Here is a 22,479-nt window from a genome sequence, read left to right as displayed (position 1 = left end):
CGCTGCCCGCCGTCAGATCAGCAGCGCGTGGATCGCGTCGGACAAGGCGTCCGGGTCGATCGGCTTGCGCAGGAAGACGATCCGGCGCCCGTCTTCCTGCGGACCGGCCAGCGGGCCGGCCAGCAGATCGTCCAGACGTTCCGTCTCCGGCGGGTAGCCGGACATCAGGACGGTCGGCAGGTCCGGATTCTCCCGGCGCAACGCGCGCGCCACCGACGCCCCGCCGACCTGCGGCATCACGAGGTCGGTCACCAGCAGGTCGAAGGCCCCGCCGTGATCGGCGTAGGCGCGCAGGGCTTCGGTGCCGTCGGCGGCGCAGACCACCCGCATGCCCATGTCCTCCAGCGTCAGGCGGATGAAGTCGCGCACCTGCGCCTCGTCTTCCACCAGCAGGACGGTGGCGGCCATGGACATCCCCTCCGCCCCCTCCTCCCCGGCATCGGGAAGAAGGGCGTCGTCCAGGCCGGGGGCGTCCGGCTCCGGCGGTTCGGCCACGCCGTCCGCCGGGAGACGCAGCGTGAAGGTGGTGCCGCGGCCCGGCTCCGTGTCCACATCCACGGCACCGCCGGCCCGCGTGACCGTGGAATAGACCAGCGCCAGCCCCAGACCGGTTCCGGCTCCCGGCTCCTTGGTCGTGAAGAAGGGTTCGAAGATGCGGTCGATCACCGCCGGGTCGATGCCGCATCCGGTGTCCATGATGGCGATGGTCACGCCGCCGTCATCGGGCCGATGGACCTCGATGGCGATCGGACCGCCATCCGGCATGGCGTCGCGCGCGTTGAGGACGAGGTTGACCAGCGATTGGTGGAGCAGGCCGGGGTCCATGCACACCACCGCCCCGCCGCCGTCCCCTCCGATCCGCAGCGGGTGGCGCTCGCCGAGCGTCGGCCCCAGGAAGCGGCGCAGGTCGTCGACCACCGCGCCGACGCGCACGGGCCGCACCGCGTCCGGCCGGCCGGGCCGCCCGAAGCTGAGAAGCTGCGCGGTCAGGCCGGAGGCGCGGTCGGTGGCCTTGACGATCTCGGTCAGGCACTGCTCGACCCGCGGGCGGTCCTGCGGGGCGCGGCGGGCCATTTGGGCGAAGCCGCCGATGGCGGTCAGCATATTGTTGAACTCGTGCGCGATGCCGCCGGCCAGTTGGCCGATGGCCTGCATCTTCTGCGCCTGCTGAATCGCGCGCTCCGCCTGCTTGCGCCCGGTGATGTCATGGAGGACGAGGAACCACGCCGCCTCCCCCTCCACCGCGAAGGGATGGATTCCGACCTCCAGCTCCCGCAGGGCGCCTTGCGCGGTGACGAAGCGGGCCTCGACCGGCGGCGGAGCCTCCTCGGCGGTACCGGGGCCGCTGCCCGGCGGGGGCAGCCAATCGAACAGGCGTTGCACCCCGTCGAACTCCGTCGCCTCGACCAGCGGGATGCGCAGCATGGCGCCGGGGTCGGCGTTGCCCAGGATCACCGCGGCGGAGCGGTTGGCGAAGCGCACCCGCAGCCCGTCCCAAATCAGGATGCCGTAGGGCGCCATCTCCACCAGCCGGCGGTAGCGCGCCTCGCTGTCGGCCAGCGCCTCCTCGTGACGCTTCAGTTCCGTGATGTCGGTGAGGATCTTGACGACCCCGCCGAAGCGGGTGGCGTGCTCGCTGATGCGGTACCAGCGCCCGTCGCCGAGCTGGTGGTCGGTCGGCGGCCCGCCGCCGATGTGGCGGTTCAGACGCTCGGCGATCCAGTCGGACGGGTCGCCCAGATCGTCGCCGGCCGCACCCCGCTCCACCGCGACCCGCAGCAGGTCGGCGAAGCGGACGCCGGGCACCAGATGGTCGGACAGCAGCGGATAGGCGGCGCGGTAGCGGTCGTTGCACAGCACCAGCCGCCCGTCCGCACCGAACAGCACGAAGCCTTCCGACACGCAGCCGATGGCGTCGGCGAGAAGGGAGCGGAAATGGGCCTCGCCCTCTTCCTTTGGGGGATCGTCCAGAACGGCGTTCAGCCGGTCGCGCAAGGCCCGCAGCGGCTCCCGCGCATGGACCAGATCGCCGGACCGCGCGGCGGACAGCCGCGCGTCCAGGCTGACGAGGAGTTCCGCAAGCTCGTGATTGGGCCGGTCCATGGTCCGGCATTCAACCATTCACCGCGGTCCTCCCGCCAGTTGATTCCGCGGTCAGCCCTGCTTCGGGAAATGGTGATGGCCGTGGTCGCAGACGCCGCGGGAATGCTTGTCGTCGCAGGTCTCGCCGGAGGCGGTCAGGCCGATCCAGGCGTGCAGCGCGTTGGGGTCGAAGCCGGCCTTGCGGTCCGCCCCGACCTGGAGCAGCGGGCGGCGGATCAGGTCGCGGTCGGCCAGCAGCGCGGCCAAGGCCGACTCCTCGTCCAACTCGTCGGGCTTGACCGCCCCGGTCTTCACGGCGGCGGCGCGGCGGTTGAACCAGTCCTCGACCGGGCGGCCCTCGAAAAAGGGTCGCAGGGTTTCGGCGGTGAAGGGTTCCGCGGCCAGATCGCGCTCGACCAGCGAATGGCCGGCGGCCTGAAGCTGAAGCTTCTGCTTGGCGTTCGCCGTGCAGCCGGACAGACCGTAGAAGATCACTTCCGTCATGGGGTTGGTGCTCCGCATCGAAACAGGACGAATTAGGTCCAGTCTACCGGCGCGGAGACCGGGGGCGCCGGTGACGGAACGTCGCACCCCCGGATTGTCGAGCGGACCGGCTGTTCGCCGGTCACTTGATCCGCTTCAGCGACTCCTCGACATAGGCGTTGGTGTAGGTCTTGGACAGGTCAATGTTCGTCGCGGCCACGGCCTTGTCGAACGCCTTCAGCACCTTGTAGGCGGCCTCCGCCCCTTCCTGGGAGAAGCGGCCGTCCGGCGAATAGGTGGGCTTCGAATGCTCGAACGCCTGGGCGTAGAGCGTCTGGTTGCCGAGGAAGTATTCCGGCGGAAGGATCTTCAGGACGTCCTCCGTCTTGGCCTGATCCAGCCATTTCAGCGTCCGGACGAACACGTCGACCAGCGCCTGCGTCGTCTTCGGGTTCTCCTTGATGAAGGCCGGCGTGGTGTAGAGCACCGCCGCCGGGTACGGGCCGCCGTAGGTCTCCAGCGTGCCCTTCTCCGTCCGGGTGTCGGCGATCGGGGTCACGTCGCCGTCGGCCTCAAGCTGGCTGATGACAGGGTCGAGGTTGGCGATGGCGTCGATCTCGCCGCGCTTCACCGCCGCGACCGCGCTGGGACCGCCGCCGACGCCGATGAAGGACACGTCCTCCGGCGTCATGCCGTTCTGGGTCAGCAGATAATTGACCATGAAGTTGGTGGAGGAGCCGGGAGCGGTCACGCCGATCTTCTTGCCCTTCAATTCCTGCACCGACTTGATCGTGCCGGCCTTGTTGACCGAGGCCAGCACGATGCCCGGATAGCGGCCCAGCAGCACGACGGCGGTGATCGGCTGGTCCTTGGCCTGCATCTGCACCGTGTGGTCGTAGGCGCCCGTCACGATGTCCGCCGAGCCGCCGATCAGCGCCTGGAGGCTCTTGGCGCCGCCGCCGAAGTCGTTGATCTCGACGTTCAGCCCGGCCTCCTTGAAGTAGCCGAGCCGCTCCGCCACCGTCAGCGGCAGGTAATAGAGCAGCGGCTTGCCGCCGACCGCCAGCTTCAGGTCCTTCTTCTCCACCTGCTGGGCGTTCGCCCCGCCAATCCCGAAGGCCAGGACCACCGCCGCGGCGGCGATCACGCTTTTCAAACGCATGTCGTTCCTCCCAAGGTTTTTTCGCTATCGCGCGGTCATCCCTGCGCGTTGGTCGTCTGCGCCTCCTGCGGGCGCCAGTGCAGAAGGCGTTTCTCGATCACGGTCACGACGGCGTCGATCACCACGACGAAGATCGTCAGCACCAGCATGCCGGAGAAGACGCCGACCGTGTCGAACACCCCCTCCGCCTGATGGATGCGGTAGCCGAGCCCGGCGGCGGAGCCCAGATACTCGCCGACCACCGCGCCGACCATGGCGAAGCCGACCGCGGTGTGCAGGCTGGAGAAGACCCAGGACAGGGCCGATGGCAGATAGACGTGCCGGAACAGGTGCCGGTTGTTCGCCCCCAGCATCTTCGCGTTGGCCAGAACGACGGGGCTGACCTCCTTCACGCCCTGATAGACGTTGAAGAAGACGATGAAGAAGACCAGCGTCACCCCCAGCGCCACCTTCGACCAGATGCCGAGCCCCAGCCACAGCGCGAAGATCGGCGCCAGCACCACGCGGGGCAGCGCGTTGACCGCCTTGATGTAGGGGTCGAACACGATGGAGACCAAGGGTGCCCTGGCGAACCAGAAGCCGAAGGCGATGCCCGCGATGGTGCCGATGGCGAAGGCCAGCGCGGTTTCCAGAAGCGTGATCCCCAGATGGTACCAGATCACGCCGGACGCGAAGTCGTTCCAGGTGCGTTCCAGCACCGCCAGCGGCGTGCCGAAGAAGAAGGGGCTCAGGATCTTCGTCGCGGTCAGGACGTGCCAGAGCAGGAAGAAGCCGATCAGCACGGCCACCTGCAACAGCAGGATCACCGGGCGGCTCGGCAGGCGTTTCACACGGGCCACGGCCATATGAGGTCCTCGCTCACGTCAGCTTTGTCTGGGCGTAGCCCTTCAGCACTTCCTCGCGAAGCTGCCCCCAGATCTCCCGGTGCAGGTCGAGGAAGCGCGGCGTCATGCGGATCTCCGCCACGTCGCGCGGGCGCTCCAGATCCACCCGGTACTCGCCGATCAGTCGGGCGCCGGGGCCGGCGGACAGCACCAGCACCCGGTCGGACATGGAGATGGCCTCCTCCAGGTCGTGGGTGATGAAGACCACCGATTTGCGGTCCGCCGACCAGAGGTCCAGTAACTCGTTCTCCATCAACTGCCGCGTCTGGATGTCGAGCGCCGAGAAGGGCTCGTCCATCAGAACGATCTTCGGATCGACGATCAGCGTCTGGGCCAGCGCCACGCGCTTGCGCATGCCGCCCGAAAGCTGGTGGGGGTAGCGGTCGCCGAAGCGGTCCAGGCCGACGCGGGTCAGCCAGGGGCGTGCCCGCTCCTCCGCCTCGCGCCGCGGCACCCCGCGGAACTCCAGCCCGGCCGCCACATTCTCGAGCGCCGATTTCCAGGGCATCAGCGCGTCGGCCTGGAACATATAGCCAGCGTGCGGATTGATGCCGTCGACCGGCTCCCCGAAGGCCAAGGCGCGCCCGGCGCTGGGGGCGAGCAGACCCGCCGCCACGTTCAGGATCGTGGATTTGCCGCTGCCGGTCGGCCCGACGATGGACACGAACTCCCCCGCGGCGACCGACAGGGTCACGCCCTGCACCGCCGTGTAGCTGCGTCCGCGCCCGTCGGGCGATGGAAATGTGCAGGTCACGCCCTCCAGGCGGAGCGCGGCCTTGTCCGCCCCCTCCGTCCGCAGGGCGACCGCCACGGCGGCGCTTTCCGACATCGATGCGTTCCATCCCTGAAGTTCGTTTTGAAAGCATCTTGGCGGAATGGAGCGGCGGCGGCAATGGGCGCAACGAACAATTGCCCGCACCAACCATGAAAACTTACCCGAGCCGAGCGAAGAACTCCATGATCGCCTTGCCCACGCCCTGCGGCCATTGATGGGGATAGAAGCGTCCGCTGCGCGTCCGGTCGTCGGCCAGCGGGCACCACAGCACCGGGCTGGCTTCCGCCTCCGTGCCATAGCGGCGGCAGTTGAAGCGGTGCGGCTCGTCCGGCTCGCTTCCCGTGGGCAGCCCGTCCTGGGCCAGCAGCGCGCGGCGCAGGCGCAAGCCTTCGGACACCGGCACCTGTTCGTCGCGCGGGTTGTGCAGGACCATGGCGGCCACCGGCCCGCCGCACTCCCCGGCGCGCGCCGAGCCTCCCCCGACGCTGGCCAGCCCGCGGATCACGCCGCCCCGCGCGCAGGCGAGGCTGTTGGCGAAGGACCCGCCCAGAGAGTGTCCGACCACGAACACCCGGCCCATGTCCAGACAATAGGTCGCCGCCATAGTCTCCAGGACGGCGTCGAACAGGCGGAAATCCCGCAGCCGGTCCGGCGGATCGCCGGGATCGGCCCAGACGTTCAGCCCGCGCGCGTCCTTCAGGCTGGCGGGATAGACGACGATCGCCGGTTCCTCCGCGTGCCGCTCCAGATCGAAGTAGCGCCGCACCTCCGCGTTGCTGTTGGTTCGCCCGTGGAAGGCGACGACGAGGCTGTGCGGGCGGTCGGGGCGGTAGTCCGCCGGCACGGCCACGATCAGACCGCGCGCCGTCCCGTCCAGGGTCACATGGTCCGGCGGCCCCGCCGCGGGTGTCGCACCGCAGCCGCGAGATGTTTGCTGCGCCGCCACATTATTAACCAATTCTGCCGATAAGCCCGGAGGCACCCACAGAACCAGCGCGGCCACGGCGCAAAATGCGCAAAATTGTTTCACCATTCACAGCCCGAACGACCGAGTTCCTCCAAGAACAGCCTGTGGCGGAGGACGTTGCACTTTCGGACAGGCTTGGCGTTAACCATCACGCAAGCATTTCCCGGCACCCTCCTTCACAGATCAAGGAGGTTTCTATGCCGGTTCGCGCGACTGCACGCATGGTGGTTCTGGGAATGCTGCTGGCCATCGGCTCTTCGGGGGCCGCGACCGCCGACAGCCTGTCCGTGAACCGTCCGAACCCGGCGCCCCCGCCTGTCTCGGCGGAGTTTCCCGACGCCACCCTGGTCCGGGTCGATCAGGTGAACTCCACCACGCTGCGTCTGGACGGGATCATCACGCCGGGCGTGGAGCAGCGCTTCACCGACGCGCTGCGCAGCGTGCCGACGGGCCAGCCGGTGGTGGTCGAACTGTCCAGCCCCGGCGGCTTCACGACCGCCGGCTACCGCATGATCGATCTGGTGCTGGCGGAGCGGCGTGCGGGCCGTCCGGTCGCCACCCGCGTGGTCGGTGGCCAGTCCTGCGAGAGCATGTGCGTCGGCCTCTATCTGGCCGGCTACCCGCGCTATGCCGCACCGACCGCCGAATTCATGGTCCATGCCCCGCGTCTGGCCGAGAACGGCCGCATGACGCTGCGCTCCACCGACCAGATGGTGAAGCGCCTGGTCGCGCTGGGCGCGGCCCCCGCCTGGATCGAGCGGGTGCGGGCCGCCGGTGGCTTCTCCGGCAGCCTCGACTACCGCGACCGCGCCGACCATCTGACGGCGGTGGGCGCGAACATCGTCACCCACCTGATCCGCTGACCGTCCTTAGGCTTTGCTTTCCACACGTTCGCTTTCGACACTTTCGCTTTCGACCAGGCGCCGCGCGATCTCCGGCATGACCGCCGCGTCCACGTTGGCGAAGGCGAAGCGCAGGTAATCGTCCTGGCCGGGACCGAACATGGAACCGGGCAGGCAGAGGATGTTGTGATCGCGCGCCAGCCCTTCAGCCACCGCGTGGGCGCGCTTTCCGGCGAAGGGATGCCGGACATAGGCGAAATAGGCCCCGATGCTGGCGATGCGGTAGCGGGTGCCGCTGGCCTCCATCGCCGATTGGAAGGCATGGACACGGGCCAGGATGTCGGCGCGCTTCTCCGCCACCCAGCCGTCCAAATTCTCCAGCCCGAACAGCGCCGCCTTCTGCCCGATATGCGGGGCGCAGATGGCCAGACAATCCATCACCTTGCGCGCGTGGGTCAGCAGCCCCGCGTCGGCGATCACCGCGCCCACCCGGTATCCGGCGAGGCTGTAGACCTTGGAAAAGCTGTAGAGTTGGACCAAAGTCCGCTGCCAGCCCGGCCTCTGGAACAGCCCGTGCGGCGCCCGCCCCTCCCACTCCGGGAAGTCGCGGTAGGTCTCGTCGAGCAGCAGCTTCACGCCGCGCCGCTCGCACAGTTCGTTCAGCGCCGCGATGGCGTCGGGCGACGCGATGCCCCCGGTCGGGTTGTTCGGGGAGATCAGAACCAGCGCGCGGGTGCCGGCGTCGATCAGCGCTTCGGCCTCCGCCGGGTCGGGGATCAGGCCGTTCTCCTCCCGCAGCGGCAGGGGCCGGGCCTCAATGCCCAGCATGTCCAGGGTCATCTTGTGATTGAAGTACCAGGGCGCCGGCAGGATCACGTTGTCCCCGGCCCGCGCCAGCGCCATGACCGCGACGGCGAAGGCCTGGTTGCAGCCGGCGGTGATCAGCACCTCGTTTGCCGCGACGTCCGCGCCGTAAAGCGAGCCGGTGCGCCGGGCCAGCGCGGCGGTCAGCGGCGGGATGCCGTCGATGGCGGTGTAGCGCGCCGTGTCCGGCGCCCGCACCTGCTCGGCCAGATGGGCGGTCAGCGCGTCGGCGGGCGGATAGCCGGGCACCGCCTGACAGAGGTCGATCAGCGGCTTGTCCGCCGGAAAGCTGCGGCCCTCCACCCAGCGCCATGCCTCGGCGATGGGCGGGGCCTCCGTGGCGGCGACGAGCGGGTTGACGTCTCTGCGGTCCATTCCCTGATGTCCAGTCTGCGAGGTCCGATTTTCATGGGGTGCCATGGTGGACCGCCCCGCCGGGCTCGCGCAAGGGATCAGAGCGGCCCGAAGACGCATGAATGGGAAGGCCGCTTCACGGCGTGCATCGCCTCTGGTAAACTCAACCCACACCGCCACCGCGGCGCGACGAAGGCAGGACCCCATGGCCGACAACGACGACCTGAAGCCGCTGCTTCACAAACTGATCGGCATCGTCGAAGGCACCGCCCACGACGTCAGCGGTCTGAAGGCCGACATGAACGGGCTGAAGGCCGATGTGGAAGCCCTCAAGTTCGACATGATGATGGTCAAGTCGGAGCTGAAGGTGATGAACACCCGCCTCGACGGCTTCGAGAAGCGGCTGGACGACCAGGGGCGCATCCTGGCCGCCCTCGTGCCGACGCGCATCGCCGCCGTTCCGCCCGCCGCGGAGTAAGGCGGCAGTTCCCCTTTCCCCGCCGGGCGGTCAGGCGCCGCCCAGCACCTCGTCGGGCTTGCGGCCCACCAGGGATTCGTAGACCTCGGGGTCGGTCGCCCCTTCCGATCCGAAGACCAGAACGCGGGCGTCCGGCGCGAGCCCCAGGCTGGCGCGCGTGGCCGGGTCCGCCGCGGCGCAGAGCAGGCCGGCCAAACCGGCGACGCCGGATTCCCCGCCCACGATGGGCCGCCCGCCATGCCGCCCCTCGGCCAGAAGGCGCATCGTCGCCACCGCCGCGTCGTCGGGGATGGTCAGGAAGTCATCGGCCCCGCGTTCCAGGATCGCCCAGGCCAGAAGCGAGACCTCCCCGCAGGCGAGCCCCGCCATGACCGTCTCCAGATCGCCTTCGGACGGCGCCGGACGGCCCGCGACGGCGCTCTGGTACAGGCAATCGGCGGCTTGCGGTTCCACCACCACGAAGCGCGGGCGCTGGCGGCCCCAGCTTTCCCACAGATGACCGCAGACGGCGGCGGGCAAGGCCCCTACCCCGCCCTGCACGAAGACGTGGGTCGGGCGCTCGCTGGCGGGGAGTTGGCCGATCGCCTCCTCCACCATCACCGTGTAGCCCTGCATCACGTCGCGGGGGATGTCCATGTAGCCGGTGTAGGAGGTGTCGGAGACGACGTGCCAGCCATGGTCGCGCGCGTCCGCCGCGGCCTGCCGGACCGCGTCGTCGTAGTTGCCCGCCACACGGACCACCCGCGCGTCGAAGGACTCGATCGCCCGCTGCCGCCCTTGCGAGCAGTTGCCGGGAATGTAGATGACGCAGCCGCAGCCGAACACCTGCGCACCCCAGGCAACGGACCGGCCATGGTTGCCGTCGGTCGCCGTGGTCACGGTGATGCCGCGGGTCACCTTGGCGTAGCGCCCGACCACCAGATCCAACGCGGTCATCGGCACGCCGGGAACGCGGGCCTGCACCTCGCGCACCAGAAGGCGCAACACGGCGTAGGCACCGCCAAGCGCCTTGAAGCTGTGCAGGTTGAAGCGGCTGCTCTCGTCCTTGTACCAGATCCGGTCGATGCCGGCGGCGCGGGCCAGTCCGGTCAGGGAGCGCAATGGGGTCGGAGCGTAGCCCGGCCATGCGCCGATCTCCGCCATCGCGTCCTGGAAGGCGGAGCGGCTCAGGATCGCCCGTTCCGAGGACCCGTAGGCAAGGTCCGTGTCGGCGCGTGGGTTCGAAAAGAGACGCGGGGTGCCAAGCGGCGGCAGGTCGGGCATCGTGTTCGCTCTCCATGCCGCAAGGACGGCCACGATCACGAAAGCACTGCCGGCCACGCCGCGTCAAGCCGCGCGCGTCGTCCCCGGACAAAGCGTCACAAGGCGCGTTGGCGTCAGCTTCCCAGCAGATCGGCGAGGAGGCTTAGACTTCGCAGCGGTCGTTTCGCGACCGGATCAAGACGTTCCGGATGCGCAATGTGTCATTTCGCTACCGGAATATGCCGTTCCGCTTTCAAAACATTTGGATTCCGGTTGCGCAACAATGACTGGAAAATCTCAGCGCTTCCACTCGCGGCTGGATTTCACGAAGTCGGTCAGGGTGACGCCGATCTTGTCATCCACGATCACCACCTCGCCGCGGGCGACGAGGACGCCTTCCACATAGACGTCGGTCGGGTCCTTCAGGTGCCGGTCCAACTCCACGACGGCGCCGCGGCCCAGCTTCAACAGATCGCGGACGCGCAGCATCGCGGTGCCGATGACCACCTTGATCTCGACCGGAGCGTCACCGATGGCGAAGGCGTCGCTGCTCATGTCGTCGGACGAGCTGGCGCCCAGCAGATCGTCGATGTTGGCCATGCCGCACTCCTTCACCCTGGGCCAACGGCCCTTCCAACCAACAAGAGTTACTCCACCAGGCGCGCCGGGGCAACGCCGAGCGTGGATGCCGCCTGCGACAAGGATGGGAAACAACAGTGCAGATTTGGTTTTCCTGTATGGACTTGTGTTGATACCCTGCCGGACCGACGTGAAACCGGTAGCGAAGGCAGCCCCATGACATCCGATTTCCCGCGCCCGCTGGTGGACAGCGCATGGCTGAACGGCGCTCTCAGCCGCCCGAACCTCGTGATCCTCGACGTGCGGACGCCGCCGTCGGGCGGCTTCATCCCCGGTTCGATCCATTCCGACTATGCGAAGGCCGGCTGGCGCGCGACGGTGGACGGCGTTCCCGGCCTGCTGCCTGACACCGCCTTTCTGGAAGCGCTGATCGGCGGGCTGGGAATCGGCAACGCGGATCACGTCGTTCTGGTCGCCAGCGGCCATAGCGCGTCCGACATGGGGAACGCGACCCGCGTCTATTGGACGTTCAAGACGCTGGGGCACGACCGCGTATCGGTTCTGGACGGCGGGTTCGCGGCCTGGAGCGCCGATCCTGCCAACGCCGTCGTCCAGACCGCCGCCAGCCGTCCAGCAACGTCCTTCACCGCGGCCCCCCGCGACGGACTGCGCGCCACCCTGCCGGACGTGGAGGCGGCGGTGGCGGACGGCGCCGCGCCGCTGCTGGATGCCCGCTCCGCCGAGCAGTTCGAGGGCAAGGCCAAGAGCCCGCAGGCGCGCGCCGCGGGCACGTTGCCGGGGGCGGCGCTGTTCGACAGCAGCACCATCTACTCCGCTGCCGACAAGCGCTTCCTCGACGGGGAGGCGGTGAAGGCGCTGGCGGACCGGGCCGGGGCGGGCAACGCGCCGACCACCTTCTGCAACACCGGCCACCTCGCCTCGGTGTCCTGGTTCGCGCTCAGCGAACTGGCGGGGATCGACGGGGTGAAGCTCTATGACGGGTCGATGTCGGAATGGACCGCCGATCCGGCCCGCCCCCTCAAGAACGGGCCGGCATAGAACGGACCGGAGGCGTAAGGCTCACGCCCCCTTGCGGCGCCGGCGGAACCGCCCGAGGTCCGACCGGCGCAGCAGGCCCAGCGCGAAAGCCAGCACCGCATAGACCAGCAGCCCGGCGAGGCCGAGAAGCACCAGCCCGCCCAGCCGCTCGAACAGGGCATGGGCGGTGAGCCAGGAGGAAAGCTGGTTCTGCACCAGCCACAGCGTGCCGCCCATGGCGAGCGCCGCGACGGCCATGCGCGGAAGGTTGCGGATCAACCGGGCGTCGGCGCGGAACAGGCCCCGCCGGGTCAGCAGCCACGCCAGCAGACCGGCATTGACCCAGGCGGCGACGGAGGTCGCCACCGCCAGCCCGACCTGCGCCAGCGGCCCCATCAGCGCCAGTTTCAGCGCCACGTTGACCGCCGTCGCGGCCAGCGCCACCCGCACCGGAGTCGCCGTGTCGTGCCGGGCGTAGAAGCCGTTCACGAGGCTGCGGATCACCACGAAGGCCGGCAGGCCCAGCGCGTAGGCCTGAAGGGTCGCGGCGGATTGCGCGGCGTCGGTCGGGCCGAAGGCGCCGTGCTGGAACAGAACCGACACGATGGGCAGGCCGGCGACCAGGAAGGCGGCGGCGGCTGGCAGGGTCAGCACCAGCGACAGTTCCACCGCCCGGTTCTGGCTCTCCACCGCACCGGGCTCGTCCCCGCCCTTGATGCGCCTGGACATTTCCGGAAGCAGAACGGTTCCCACGGCGATCCCGATAACGCCCAGCGGCAACTGGTTCAGCCGGTCCGCGTAGTAGAGGTAGGACACCGCCCCGGTCGGCAGCATCGTGGCGATCAGCGTGTCGACGAACAGGTTGATCTGAGTCAGGCCCGAACCCAAAGCCGCCGGCCCCAGCACCGTCAGGAAGCGCTTAACGTCCGGCGTGAATCGCGGCCAGGGCAGGCGCAGCCCCATCCCGGCGCGGTTGGCCTCCCAGTAGAGATAGGCGAACTGCGCCAGCCCCGCGACGAAGACGCCCCACGACAGGGCGTGACCGACCGTGGGCATCAGCGGGGCGGCCAGGACCATCGCGGCGATCAGGCAGAGATTCAGCAGGATCGGCGCCGCCGCCGCCGCCGCGAATCGGCCCATGCTGTTCAGCACGCCCGCCAGCAGCGATTCCAGCGAGATGAACAGCAGATACGGGAAGGTGATGCTGGTGAACAGAACGGCCAGCCGGAACTTCTCCGGATCGTCGGAGAAGCCCGGAGCGAAGACCGTCATGAATTGCGGCATGATCGCCAGGATGCCGGCCAGGAACAGCAACTGCACCGCCAGAAGAAGGCTCATGACCTCCTCGGCGAAGCGCTTGGCGGCGGCCTGCCCGTCCTGCACCAGCTTGGCGGAGAACAACGGCACGAAGGCGGAGTTGAAGGCCCCCTCCGCGAACAGGGCGCGGAAATGGTTGGGCAGCCGGAACGCCACGAAGAAGGCGTCGGCCACCGGCCCGGCGCCGAGCAGCGCGGCGGTCAACACGTCGCGCAGGAAGCCAAGGGCGCGGCTGACCAGCGTCAGCCCGCCGACGGACAGGATGTTGCGGAGCACGGTGCGTACGGGTCCTTTGATGGGCGGCGCCATCCTAGCGTTTTCCCGGCCCGCGTCACGCCTTTCGGCATGCCGGCCCATGTGGAATTTGAGGGCTCCCGGCGGAAGCGGTCTGCTAGGATCGCCACCCACCCGACATCCCTCCACCCACGTTCAGACAATCGGAATGTCCATGGCCCAGGGTCTTCCCCTCACCTATCTGGAAGCCGGCGAAGCGAACGGCGGCACCCCTCTGCTGGTCCTGCACGGGCTGTTCGGGTCGGCGCGCAACTGGCAGACCCTGGCGAAGCGCTTCGCGGAGCGGCACCGGGTCTACGCGCTCGACCTGCGCAACCACGGCGGCGCCCCCTGGTCGGACGAGATGACCTATCCGGCGATGGCCGAGGATGTGCTGCGCTTCCTCGATGACCGGGGCTTCGCGCGGGCCGCGGTGGTCGGCCATTCCATGGGCGGCAAGGTGGCGATGACGCTTGCGCTCAACCATCCGGAGCGGGTGGAGCGGCTGGCCGTGGCCGACATCGCGCCCGTGGCCTACACCCACACCCACGCCCCCTTCGTGGCGGCGATGAAGCAGGCCAATCTGGACGGCTGCACCCGCCGGTCGGAGGTCGAGGCGCAGTTGGTGGAGGCGGTGCCTGAGGCCCCCCTGCGCTCCTTCCTGTTGCAGAATCTCGTTCTGGAACAGGGAACGTTCCACTGGCGGATCAATCTCGACGCCATCGGCGCCCGCATGGAGGACCTGATCGGCTTCCCGGATCTGGGCGGCGCCCGCTATGAGGGTCCCACCCTGTTCATCGGCGGCACCCGGTCCGACTACATCCTGCCGGAGCATCACGCCGCCATCCGCCGGCATTTCCCCAAGGCCGCCATCGAGATGGTCGAGGGCGCCGGCCACTGGCTGCACGCCGAACGCCCGCAGGAGTTCGCGGCGCTGATCGAAGCCTTCGCGTAAACGCGTCCGACGGCAAAAGAAAACGGGGGCCGCGGTGGCCCCCGTTCCTCACATACCGGCGATGCGATGTCCGGTCAGAGCGCGCCCTGGCGAGTCCCGGCCTTGCCGGCGGCGGGGCCAGCGGACTGGTTGAAGGCATCGCGCAGATAGGGCGACAGAGCCTGCCGCATGGTGCGCAGCCACTCGTGGATGATGATGAGCGAGCGGGAGGCGACCGGCGGCGTCATGCCCAGCTTCACCAGATCCTCGCGGGTCATCTGGGCCACCTCGTCGATGCGGTGGCCGGTCAGGCGCGCCCAGGCCGGGGCCGTGCAGGGCGCCATGGAGATGACCTCCACGCCCTCGCGCTCCACCATCTCCGCCTTGCGGCGGGCGTACTGGCTGTCGTCGAGCTGCGAGAAGGGACCGGAGAAGCCGTTCTCGACCAGAACGCGCTTGGCCTTCGGGGCGATGGTGGCGATGCGCTCCAGCGTGTTCATGCCGGTGGAGAGCGAGGCCAGATCGACGGTGACCGGCACCATGAAGGTCAGCCGCTCGCCCTCGCCGACGTAATAGTCGAAGCCCGACACCTCGGCCCAGTTGAAGAACCACTGGGAGATGTTGCCGCCGAAGTCGTACAGGCGGCCGCCGCGCTGCAGCTCCGGCCCGATCATGTCCCAGAACTCGTAGAAGCCGTCGCCCGACCCCATCATGTTCATGAAGTCCTGGGTGATGCGGCGATGCTCGACCACCTCCGGGCCGAACAGGCGGTTCAGGCGCTCGTTCACCTCATACTCGACGACCTTGAGCTGAAGGCCCTCGAGCATGGCGGTTGCCATCAGGTGATGGGACAGCAGCGTCTTGCCGACGCCACCGCGGTCATTGAGAACGAAGATGGTGCCCAGCATGCGATCGCCTTTCCAGGGTCTGTTCGTTGTCGAGTCTTGAGGAGTTGCGGTTTGAAAGATCGGCGCCTGGGAAACCGGGGCCTGAGTGAGGGAGGGTTCGGGAACCGGGGCCGGTTCGTCCAACGGGGTAGGCGGGGCCGGCGGGGCCGGTGTCACCAGCGGCGTCGGAGCGGCGGGTTCCGGCTCCGGCACGCTTTCGGGCTCCACCTGCGCTTCGGGAACGGGCTCTTCCGCGGGCAAGGGCTCCGCTTCCCCGGGCTCCGGCCCGGCGACCGCCGGCTGGCCCGCGGCGAGGGCGGCGCGGTGCACCGCGTCCAGCGTTTCACGCGGGGTGGTGGCGCCGTCCTCCTCTCCGTCCGCCGCACCGTCGCGGCCTTCGTTGCCGACCAGGAAGAAGGCGGAGCGCAGGGTGACGGGCGAGATCGGCTGGCTGTCGCGGGCGGTGACGCCCAGCTTCGCCAACACGTCGGAGATGTCCGCCCAGGACAGGCCGCGTTCGCGCATCAGGCCGATGTCGGCGTAGCTTTCGCGGACGGCCTGCATGGCCGAGCGGTTTCCGGTCGGACGATCGGCAAGGAGCCGTTCCAGTTCCGTGCGATCAATCGACACCGTGAGTACCCGGCATGCGTGGCTTTGGGAAGGGTGGGGTAGGATTTGTGATACCGCAGGATTCCGTTCCCCCCGGCGCGGAAAAAATAGTACAAGCGATTGGGGTGCGCAAACGGTTTCCAACCATGTTCAACCGCATTAAACCTGTGACACGGCAACCTTCCTTGGTCTCCGGCAGGATTGCAGGATAGGGCCCGGCCTTTGGCGAAGATGCCCTATGATTTCCGCCCGCAGGATCAGCGGACCGCCGACTCCGGGCGGACGCCGGGGACGCCCATCGGCTTCCACGAGCTGCGCCAGGCGTGCGAGATCTCGGCCCTGCGGGAGGATTTGGAACGCGTCCTCCAGGACACCGGCGCCCTGCGCGACAGCATCGAGGACGCGGTGGAACAGGTGCGCAAGCGCTTCGCCACCATGACGGCGGAGGAGCTGGCGGACTCCGAGAAGATGGCTCCGCTCCTCCAGTTCGCCGTGTCGACCCTGCTGTCCATCCGTGACGAGGCGCGGCGCATCAGCACCCAGACCGGCCCGGTGGACGACGACGACCGTCCCACGCGGACCGTTGCCGATCCCCCGCGCGCCCACCCTTCCGCACCGGTTCCGTCAGCGCCCCCGGCGGCGCCCCCGGCTGCGGCGGCAACAGGCCCCCAGGGCGCCCCGCCGACCGCACCCCAGACCTACGCGCCGCCCCCGTCCGCCGACCGCGCCCCGCCCTTCGCCGCCGAGCCGCCGCGGGAGGACCCGCCCCAGCCGCCCACGCCGCCGCCGGTCCTGTCGCCCTTCGTGCCGAGGACACCGGCCCCGGCCCCACAGCGCGCGGCGGCACCGGACCCCGGCCCGGACGCGGCGCCCTCCTCCTCCTGGCTCTCGCCCCTGTCCGGGCGCAAGGGTTCCGGAGCGAACGGCGCCGCCCCCTCCCCTCGCAACGGCAATGTGGACTGGTTGAGCCGTCCCAAGCGCTGAGGCGCAACGTCCCCGCCACACTGTTGCGGAAAAGTCTCGTCTCGACCGAACGAATCCGCGTCACACCGATTTTCCTTGAACTCCGAAATGGGTGTGATTACCACTTTATTTGGTAAATGATTCTTTACCAATAACACCTGCGGCGACGCATGGGGGTGGTGGTCATGGCACAGGAAGACTTGGATACGCTGACCCGACCGGCGTCCAGCCTGGACCGGCGGCACCGCTGCGGACCGGCCGCCCAAACGGACCGCCGCGATTCCATCCGGCGCCACGCCCCGGCGGTGATCCGCCCGTTGCGATTGCTGATCGTGGAGGACGAGGCCCTCGCCGCCGAGGCGGTGGGCATGGCCGTCACGGATCTCGGCCACACCGTCTGCGGCACCGCCCGCACGGAGGAGGAGGCGGTGGCCATCGCCGGGCGCGAGCGGCCCGACGTGGCGCTGATGGACGTGCGGCTGGCCGGCGGCGATGGGATCGAGGCAGCGCGGCGCCTGCGCGCCAACTACGGCATCCGCTCCATCTTCCTGTCCGGCTACGCGAACCACGCGATCATGGCCCGCATCACCGAGACCTACCCGCTGGGCGTGGTCAACAAGCCCTATTCGCTGGCCCAGTTGAAGCTGGCGCTGGACCTCGCGGCCCGGCGCCTGCACGGACCGCGCGGCTGATCCCAACCCGCTTCGCTCAAAAAGGAAGGGCGGCCTCCCCCGTGGGAAGCCGCCCTTTCCTTTTTCCGGCGAAGCGACCTGCTTCGGCTCCTTACTCCTGAATGAACGCCTTCACGTAGGAGTGGGACAGCGGCTGCACCAGATAGTCGAGCGGGGTGCGGGCGGACAGCAGGATGCGCGCCTCCACCGGCATGCCCGGCTTGATGGTCAGGTTATGGACCTGATGGGAGTCGCTGTCCTTCAGCTTGATCCGCGCGATGTAGGATTCCTGCCGGGTGATCGGGTCCATCACGCGGTCGGCGGACACGTAGGTCACCGTGCCGTCCAGCGAGCCGACGACGCGGCTGTCATAGGCGGTCAACTGCACCTTCACCGGCAGATCGACGGTCAGCGACTTGATGTCCTTCGGCTGGACCTTCACTTCGGCCAGCAGGGCGCGGTCGTCCGGGATGATGTCCAGGATCGGCTCGTTCGCGGTGATGGTGCCGCCGACGGCCCAATGGCTGTGCATCACGACGGTGCCGTCGTCCGGGGCCTTGATGGCGCGGGTTTCCAGACGGTTGGCGGCGTCGCGGATCTGTTCGGCCAGGCGCAGCACGTCGCCGCGGGCCTTCTCCAGATCGACCAGCACCTTTTCCCGGAAGTCGTTGCGGCGGCGCAGCAGGTCGCCCTCGGCATCGACGGCGGCCTGGTTGGCCTGGGCGATGCGGGCCTCAAGCTCGCGGTCGCGGCCCTTGAGCTGCGCCTCTTCCTTCTGCTGCTCCACCAGCTTGGTGCGGGTGGCGTTGCCGCGCGACAGCAGGCCCTGGGTGATGCGCAGATCGTCCTCGATGAGCTGGATCTCGCGGGCCAGGAACTTCCGCTGCTCCTGAAGGCTCCTGCCCTCCTCGCGCAGCGTGGCGGCGCGCTCCTTGGTCAGGCTGGCTTCGGTGTCGAGCTGGTTGCGGCGGACCTGGAACAGGGTTTCCTGGTTGCCCATCAGCTTTTCCACCGTGCGGTCGGTGCCGCGGCGGCGCAGCAGTTCCTCCGGCCACTCGATGGCGGGCTGCTCGAACAGCTCCGCGGTCAGGCGCGCTTCCAGGGCCTGCGTCTCCAGCCAGGAGGTGCTGAGCACCTGGAGCCGGGTCGCCGCCTCCGTGCTGTCCAGCCGCACCAGGACCTGACCGGCCTTCACCTTGTCGCCTTCCCGGACGAGGATCGCCTCGATCTGGGCGGTTTCGGTGTGCTTCACGATCTTGCGCCCGGTTTCCGGGGCCAGCGCGCCGGTCGCCATGACGGCGCTGTGCAGCGGGGCAAGGGCGGCCCAGGCGGTCATCCCGCCGAAGCCCACCGCCAGCACCATGAAGCCGCCGGCAAGAAGCCCGCTGACCCGGGTGTCGGGAACCAGCGCGCGCAGCGCGCCGATCGACGTCATGGTCTTCGTCTTGTAGGTGTTCGTGGTGGTGTCGGTCATCGGAGAAGGTCCTTGGTCGCCGGAAGTCGCTCGGGTGTGGTCTGGAGTGTCCGGCGTCAGCCGGCGGCGCTCTGCACCGGCGCGGGGCCGATGTTGCGCAGGCGGCTCCAGTTCGGACCCTGCTGCTCCTGCTGGCGTTGCGGCAGTTCCACCGCCATGCCGTTCTTCAGAACGAAGGTCTTGTCGGACAGGTCGACGAAGGCCGGGGAGTGGGTCAGCACGATGGTGGTGACGCCGCGGTTCTTGGCCTCGGTGATGAAGTCGCGCACCGCCTTGTGGCCGATCTCGTCCATGCCGGCGGACGGCTCGTCCAGAACCATCAGCGACGGGCGGCCGTAGCCGGCACGGGCCAGGGCGATCAGGCGGGCCGAGGCGCCGGTGATCGGGAACAGCGGGTCGGTCACCTCGGTCTCATAGCCGGCGGGCAGGCTCTCGATCCAGGAATGGATGCCGGCGCGCTTGGCGGCGTCCTCGACCTTCTCCCGCGTCGTCTCGGTGAAGCGGGCGATGTTCTCGGCGATGGTGCCGGGCAGCAGATCCGCGCCCTGCGCCATGTAGCCGATGCCCTGCTCCGGAGTTTCCGGGTTCAGCGAGGCGACGGCCAGACCGCCCAGCCGCACCGTGCCCGCCGACGGGGTGGCGACGCCGGCCAGCAGGCGGGCCAGGACCGACTTGCCGGAGCGGTTGGGACCGGCGATGCACACCGTCTGGCCCGGCTCGACCGCCAGCGTCACGCTGCGCAGGATCGGCTTCTGGTCGCGGGGGGAGACGAACAGCAGGTTCTCGACGGTCAGGCGCTCGCGCTCCACCGGGATCGTCGGGCGCTCCTGCTCGAAGGACAGGCGCTTCAGCAGCGGGTAGAGGCGGCGGAAAGCCTGCCAGGACTTCTGGATCTGGCCCCAGGCGCCGGCGCTCTGCTCCACCGGGGCGAGGCCGCGGCCCACCAGCATGGAGGTGGCGATCATGCCGCCGAAGGACAGGTGCTGCTCGATCACCAGCCACGCGCCGACGCCCGTCACCGCGATCTGGAGGACCATGCGGACCCACTTGGTGAAGGCGCCGATGGCGGCGGCGCGCTCCGTCGAACGGCCCTGGAGGGCGGAGGTGGTCATGGCGTCGCGGGACACGGCGTCCAGCGCGCTGGGCCCCATGCGCAGGCCGCGCACCGTGTCCGACCGGGACAGCAGGGAGTCGAACAGGCGCTGCGAGCGGCTGGCCGGGGCCTTGCTGTCGTCGGCGAAGTTGCGGACCGCCCAGTTGCTGATGTAGCCGAGCGCCGTCATGATGACGATCGAGGCGACCAGGATCACGGCCAGCAGCGGGTGGATCAGGTAGATGCCGATGACGTACAGGGGCACCCAGGGCAGGTCCATCAGGGCGGGCAGCGACGGACGGCTCATCGCGCCCTTGACCTCCATGAGGTCGCTGACCGGGGCGGTGTCGGGACGCCCCCGGCCCGAGGCGTCCAGCACGTCGGCGGTCAGCCGGCGCCGCCAGGTGACCTCCAGCGCGTTGCCGGCGCGGGCCAGGATGCGCGCGCGGAACGTCTCCATGGCGGCGCTCAGCGTCAGGGCGATCACCGCGATCACCGTCAGCATGATGAGCGTATCGAAGTTGCCGGACGGAATGGCGCGGCTGAATACCTGAAGGGAATAAAGCGGCATCGCCAACATCAACAAATTGATGGTGGCGCTGAAGATAAATGCACCAACGAGTACCCTGGAGAAATAGCGGCCCCCGTGAGCCATTTCTTTATTGGCCTTTTCAGACCCGCGAGAAAACAGGCGAGGCATTTACAGCCCTCCAATTGTCACCGTTTGAAGCAGTGCCCACTGGATGCAGGCGAGGTCAGTTGGCGCGTTTTTGGTAAATGAAATCTGAAGATTGAGGGACATCACAGGATTGCCACTGAAAACCACCCCCTTTGCGCAGGAAACATCGGCACCTCATGTGAAGGACTGCCGCTTTCTCCGAAGCCGCCCTCAGCCGTAAGGAACGTTGAATGACCGACACGCTGACCATCGACCCCGGCCATCTGACCCTGCCCGACTTGCGCCGAATCCTGCGGGACCCGCCCGTCCTGGCGCTGGCGCCCGGCTGCCGCGCCGCCATCGACGCCTCGGCCCGAACGGTGGCGGAGGCGGCGGGCGGAGAGCGCGCGGTCTATGGCGTGAACACCGGCTTCGGCCTGCTGGCGAAGAAGCGAATCCCGCCGGATCAGGTGCGGGAGCTGCAACGGCGGCTGGTCCTGTCGCACAGCGCCGGCACCGGGCCGGACCTGCCGCCGGGCGTGGTCCGGCTGATCCTGGCGCTGAAGGTGAACGCGCTGGCGCGCGGTCATTCCGGGGTGCGCATGGCGGTGATCGAGGCGCTGCTGGCCCTCTACAACCGCGGTGTCCTGCCGGTGGTGCCGGCGAAGGGCTCGGTCGGCGCGTCCGGCGATCTGGCGCCGCTGGCCCATCTGACCGGCGTCCTGATCGGCGAAGGGGAAGCCGACGTGGACGGCGAACGGCTGCCCGCCGCCGAGGCGCTCGTCCGCGCCGGCTTGTCGCCGCTGGCGCTGGAGGCCAAGGAGGGTTTGGCCCTGCTGAACGGCACGCAGGTGTCCACGGCGCTGGGGCTGGCCGGGCTGTTCGCGGCGGAGGACGGGTTCGCCGCCGCTCTGGTCGCCGGGGCGCTCAGCGTGGACGCCGCCCTGGGAAGCGACGGGCCGTTCGACGCGCGCATCCACGACCTGCGCGGCCAGCCGGGCCAGCGCGACGTGGCCGCGCTCTACCGTTCCCTGCTCCAGGGCAGCGGCATCCGCGACTCCCACCGGGAGGGGCACGAGACGGTGCAGGACCCCTACAGCCTGCGCTGCCAGCCGCAGGTGATGGGGGCGGTGCTGGACCATTTGCGCTTCGCCGCAGGCGTGCTGGAGCGGGAGGCGAACGCCGTCTCCGACAACCCGCTGGTCTTCCCGGACAGCGGCGACATCCTGTCCGGCGGCAATTTCCACGCGGAGCCGGTGGCGATGGCCGCCGACGTGCTGGCTCTGTCCATCGCCGAGACGGGCGCTCTGTCGGAACGGCGGATCGCGCTGCTGATGGACACCCACCTGTCCGGACTGCCGCCCTTCCTGGTGGCCGACGGCGGTCTGAACAGCGGCTTCATGATCGCCCAGGTCACCGCCGCGGCGCTGGCCAGCGAGAACAAGCAGATGGCCCATCCGGCCAGCGTGGACAGCCTGCCGACGTCCGCCAACCAGGAGGACCATGTGAGCATGGCGACCCACGCCGCCCGCCGCCTGTCGGACATGGCCGACAATCTGGCGGGCATCGTGGCGGTGGAGCTGCTGGCCGCGGCGCAAGGGATCGACCTGCGGGCGCCGCTCGCCTCCTCCCCCGCGCTGGAGCGTGCCCGCGCCCTGCTGCGCGCCCGCGTGGCCGTCTGGACGGAGGACCGCGCGATGGCTCCGGACATCGCGGCGGCGAAGCGGTTGGTGACGGAGGGGGCCTTCCGGCCCTTCGCGTCGGAACTTCTGCCCTGATCCTGAGACAAGACCGCGCAGGCGGCCCCAGCCGGTTTTCGTCAATCCGTTGAAGGGTTAAGGTTCGGCCCA

General features: G+C 69.1%; 20 protein-coding genes. 7 read left to right on the top strand and 13 right to left on the bottom strand.

The annotated features are described in order from the left end of the window. Positions 1–12: 12 nt before the first annotated feature. The 6 genes from DS843_RS20390 to DS843_RS20365 form a co-directional block, all read right to left on the bottom strand. Complete coding sequence (locus DS843_RS20390; protein ID WP_167525379.1) at positions 13–2,103, bottom strand: hybrid sensor histidine kinase/response regulator; 2,091 nt, start codon at positions 2,101–2,103, stop codon at positions 13–15. A 51-nt stretch (positions 2,104–2,154) separates the two neighbouring features. Beyond that, a complete protein-coding gene (locus tag DS843_RS20385; RefSeq protein ID WP_149470664.1) occupies positions 2,155–2,586 on the bottom strand; it encodes an ArsC/Spx/MgsR family protein in 432 nt (143 codons plus the stop codon). A 121-nt stretch (positions 2,587–2,707) separates the two neighbouring features. Further along, positions 2,708–3,727 (bottom strand): ABC transporter substrate-binding protein, encoded by a 1,020-nt coding sequence (locus DS843_RS20380; protein WP_149470663.1) that lies wholly within the window; start codon positions 3,725–3,727, stop codon positions 2,708–2,710. A gap of 35 nt (positions 3,728–3,762) precedes the next feature. Next, positions 3,763–4,572, bottom strand: coding sequence for an ABC transporter permease (locus DS843_RS20375; protein ID WP_149470662.1), 810 nt, complete (start codon positions 4,570–4,572; stop codon positions 3,763–3,765). Between the two features lie 13 nt (positions 4,573–4,585). Continuing rightward, a complete protein-coding gene (locus DS843_RS20370; RefSeq protein WP_149470661.1) occupies positions 4,586–5,440 on the bottom strand; it encodes an ABC transporter ATP-binding protein in 855 nt (284 codons plus the stop codon). 103 nt (positions 5,441–5,543) lie between these two features. After that, a complete protein-coding gene (locus tag DS843_RS20365; protein ID WP_167525378.1) occupies positions 5,544–6,269 on the bottom strand; it encodes a CE1 family esterase in 726 nt (241 codons plus the stop codon). A 281-nt stretch (positions 6,270–6,550) separates the two neighbouring features. Between DS843_RS20365 and DS843_RS20360 the strand changes: the two genes are divergently transcribed. After that, entirely contained in the window at positions 6,551–7,216 is a 666-nt protein-coding gene (locus DS843_RS20360) for an ATP-dependent Clp protease proteolytic subunit (protein WP_149470659.1), read from the top strand. A 6-nt stretch (positions 7,217–7,222) separates the two neighbouring features. On the opposite strand, the gene DS843_RS20355 is transcribed toward DS843_RS20360, so the two are convergent. Continuing rightward, positions 7,223–8,434, bottom strand: coding sequence for an aminotransferase (locus DS843_RS20355; RefSeq protein ID WP_149470658.1), 1,212 nt, complete (start codon positions 8,432–8,434; stop codon positions 7,223–7,225). 184 nt (positions 8,435–8,618) lie between these two features. Between DS843_RS20355 and DS843_RS20350 the strand changes: the two genes are divergently transcribed. Beyond that, complete coding sequence (locus DS843_RS20350) at positions 8,619–8,891, top strand: hypothetical protein (RefSeq protein WP_149470657.1); 273 nt, start codon at positions 8,619–8,621, stop codon at positions 8,889–8,891. Between the two features lie 30 nt (positions 8,892–8,921). On the opposite strand, the gene DS843_RS20345 is transcribed toward DS843_RS20350, so the two are convergent. Further along, positions 8,922–10,154: a diaminopropionate ammonia-lyase gene (locus DS843_RS20345; protein ID WP_149470656.1), complete on the bottom strand. Its 1,233-nt coding sequence runs from the start codon at positions 10,152–10,154 to the stop codon at positions 8,922–8,924. Positions 10,155–10,430: 276 nt separating this feature from the next. Next, complete coding sequence (gene fliN / locus DS843_RS20340; protein WP_149470655.1) at positions 10,431–10,733, bottom strand: flagellar motor switch protein FliN; 303 nt, start codon at positions 10,731–10,733, stop codon at positions 10,431–10,433. Positions 10,734–10,928: 195 nt separating this feature from the next. Here fliN and DS843_RS20335 point away from each other — a divergent pair, with 195 nt between their 5' ends. Then, positions 10,929–11,771, top strand: a complete 843-nt coding sequence (locus DS843_RS20335) for a sulfurtransferase (protein WP_149470654.1) — start codon at positions 10,929–10,931, stop codon at positions 11,769–11,771. Between the two features lie 21 nt (positions 11,772–11,792). On the opposite strand, the gene murJ is transcribed toward DS843_RS20335, so the two are convergent. Further along, the gene (gene murJ, locus DS843_RS20330; protein ID WP_286192208.1) at positions 11,793–13,376 is read right to left on the bottom strand and encodes a murein biosynthesis integral membrane protein MurJ; all 1,584 of its coding nucleotides are present in this window, start codon (positions 13,374–13,376) and stop codon (positions 11,793–11,795) included. A gap of 139 nt (positions 13,377–13,515) precedes the next feature. On the opposite strand from murJ, the gene DS843_RS20325 reads away from it, so the two are divergent. After that, on the top strand, positions 13,516–14,295 hold the full coding sequence (locus DS843_RS20325) for an alpha/beta fold hydrolase (RefSeq protein WP_149470653.1): 780 nt from the start codon (positions 13,516–13,518) through the stop codon (positions 14,293–14,295). A 74-nt stretch (positions 14,296–14,369) separates the two neighbouring features. Here DS843_RS20325 and DS843_RS20320 read toward each other — a convergent pair whose 3' ends face one another. Beyond that, the gene (locus DS843_RS20320) at positions 14,370–15,791 is read right to left on the bottom strand and encodes a hypothetical protein (RefSeq protein WP_149470652.1); all 1,422 of its coding nucleotides are present in this window, start codon (positions 15,789–15,791) and stop codon (positions 14,370–14,372) included. A 201-nt stretch (positions 15,792–15,992) separates the two neighbouring features. Here DS843_RS20320 and DS843_RS20315 point away from each other — a divergent pair, with 201 nt between their 5' ends. Together DS843_RS20315 and DS843_RS20310 are read left to right on the top strand one after the other, a co-directional pair. After that, complete coding sequence (locus DS843_RS20315; protein ID WP_149470651.1) at positions 15,993–16,754, top strand: hypothetical protein; 762 nt, start codon at positions 15,993–15,995, stop codon at positions 16,752–16,754. Between the two features lie 164 nt (positions 16,755–16,918). Further along, entirely contained in the window at positions 16,919–17,425 is a 507-nt protein-coding gene (locus tag DS843_RS20310; RefSeq protein WP_149470650.1) for a response regulator, read from the top strand. Positions 17,426–17,516: 91 nt separating this feature from the next. Here DS843_RS20310 and DS843_RS20305 read toward each other — a convergent pair whose 3' ends face one another. Together DS843_RS20305 and DS843_RS20300 are read right to left on the bottom strand one after the other, a co-directional pair. Continuing rightward, positions 17,517–18,878 carry an HlyD family type I secretion periplasmic adaptor subunit gene (locus DS843_RS20305; RefSeq protein WP_149470649.1) on the bottom strand — a complete coding sequence of 454 codons (1,362 nt, stop codon included), beginning with the start codon at positions 18,876–18,878 and terminating at the stop codon, positions 17,517–17,519. Positions 18,879–18,934: 56 nt separating this feature from the next. Further along, positions 18,935–20,626, bottom strand: a complete 1,692-nt coding sequence (locus DS843_RS20300) for a type I secretion system permease/ATPase (protein ID WP_149470648.1) — start codon at positions 20,624–20,626, stop codon at positions 18,935–18,937. Between the two features lie 254 nt (positions 20,627–20,880). On the opposite strand from DS843_RS20300, the gene hutH reads away from it, so the two are divergent. Continuing rightward, on the top strand, positions 20,881–22,407 hold the full coding sequence (gene hutH, locus DS843_RS20295) for a histidine ammonia-lyase (protein WP_149470647.1): 1,527 nt from the start codon (positions 20,881–20,883) through the stop codon (positions 22,405–22,407). Positions 22,408–22,479: the final 72 nt, after the last annotated feature.

This window comes from Roseomonas genomospecies 6 (genome assembly GCF_008365375.1).
Lineage (GTDB): Bacteria > Pseudomonadota > Alphaproteobacteria > Azospirillales > Azospirillaceae > Azospirillum.
The sequence above is the reverse complement of the archived record's forward strand: the minus strand, read 5'-3'. Positions and strand labels throughout refer to the sequence as shown.

What these genes read in the sequence shown, in the direction of transcription:
- DS843_RS20390 (WP_167525379.1), bottom strand. Translation starts at nt 2,103, where the DNA reads ATGGACCGGCCCAATCACGAGCTTGCGGAACTCCTCGTCAGCCTGGAC.
- DS843_RS20385 (WP_149470664.1), bottom strand. Translation starts at nt 2,586, where the DNA reads ATGACGGAAGTGATCTTCTACGGTCTGTCCGGCTGCACGGCGAACGCC.
- DS843_RS20380 (WP_149470663.1), bottom strand. Translation starts at nt 3,727, where the DNA reads ATGCGTTTGAAAAGCGTGATCGCCGCCGCGGCGGTGGTCCTGGCCTTC.
- DS843_RS20375 (WP_149470662.1), bottom strand. Translation starts at nt 4,572, where the DNA reads ATGGCCGTGGCCCGTGTGAAACGCCTGCCGAGCCGCCCGGTGATCCTG.
- DS843_RS20370 (WP_149470661.1), bottom strand. Translation starts at nt 5,440, where the DNA reads ATGTCGGAAAGCGCCGCCGTGGCGGTCGCCCTGCGGACGGAGGGGGCG.
- DS843_RS20360 (WP_149470659.1), top strand. Translation starts at nt 6,551, where the DNA reads ATGCCGGTTCGCGCGACTGCACGCATGGTGGTTCTGGGAATGCTGCTG.
- DS843_RS20355 (WP_149470658.1), bottom strand. Translation starts at nt 8,434, where the DNA reads ATGGACCGCAGAGACGTCAACCCGCTCGTCGCCGCCACGGAGGCCCCG.
- DS843_RS20350 (WP_149470657.1), top strand. Translation starts at nt 8,619, where the DNA reads ATGGCCGACAACGACGACCTGAAGCCGCTGCTTCACAAACTGATCGGC.
- DS843_RS20345 (WP_149470656.1), bottom strand. Translation starts at nt 10,154, where the DNA reads ATGCCCGACCTGCCGCCGCTTGGCACCCCGCGTCTCTTTTCGAACCCA.
- fliN (WP_149470655.1), bottom strand. Translation starts at nt 10,733, where the DNA reads ATGGCCAACATCGACGATCTGCTGGGCGCCAGCTCGTCCGACGACATG.
- DS843_RS20335 (WP_149470654.1), top strand. Translation starts at nt 10,929, where the DNA reads ATGACATCCGATTTCCCGCGCCCGCTGGTGGACAGCGCATGGCTGAAC.
- murJ (WP_286192208.1), bottom strand. Translation starts at nt 13,376, where the DNA reads ATGGCGCCGCCCATCAAAGGACCCGTACGCACCGTGCTCCGCAACATC.
- DS843_RS20325 (WP_149470653.1), top strand. Translation starts at nt 13,516, where the DNA reads ATGGCCCAGGGTCTTCCCCTCACCTATCTGGAAGCCGGCGAAGCGAAC.
- DS843_RS20310 (WP_149470650.1), top strand. Translation starts at nt 16,919, where the DNA reads ATGGCACAGGAAGACTTGGATACGCTGACCCGACCGGCGTCCAGCCTG.
- DS843_RS20305 (WP_149470649.1), bottom strand. Translation starts at nt 18,878, where the DNA reads ATGACCGACACCACCACGAACACCTACAAGACGAAGACCATGACGTCG.
- DS843_RS20300 (WP_149470648.1), bottom strand. Translation starts at nt 20,626, where the DNA reads ATGGCTCACGGGGGCCGCTATTTCTCCAGGGTACTCGTTGGTGCATTT.
- hutH (WP_149470647.1), top strand. Translation starts at nt 20,881, where the DNA reads ATGACCGACACGCTGACCATCGACCCCGGCCATCTGACCCTGCCCGAC.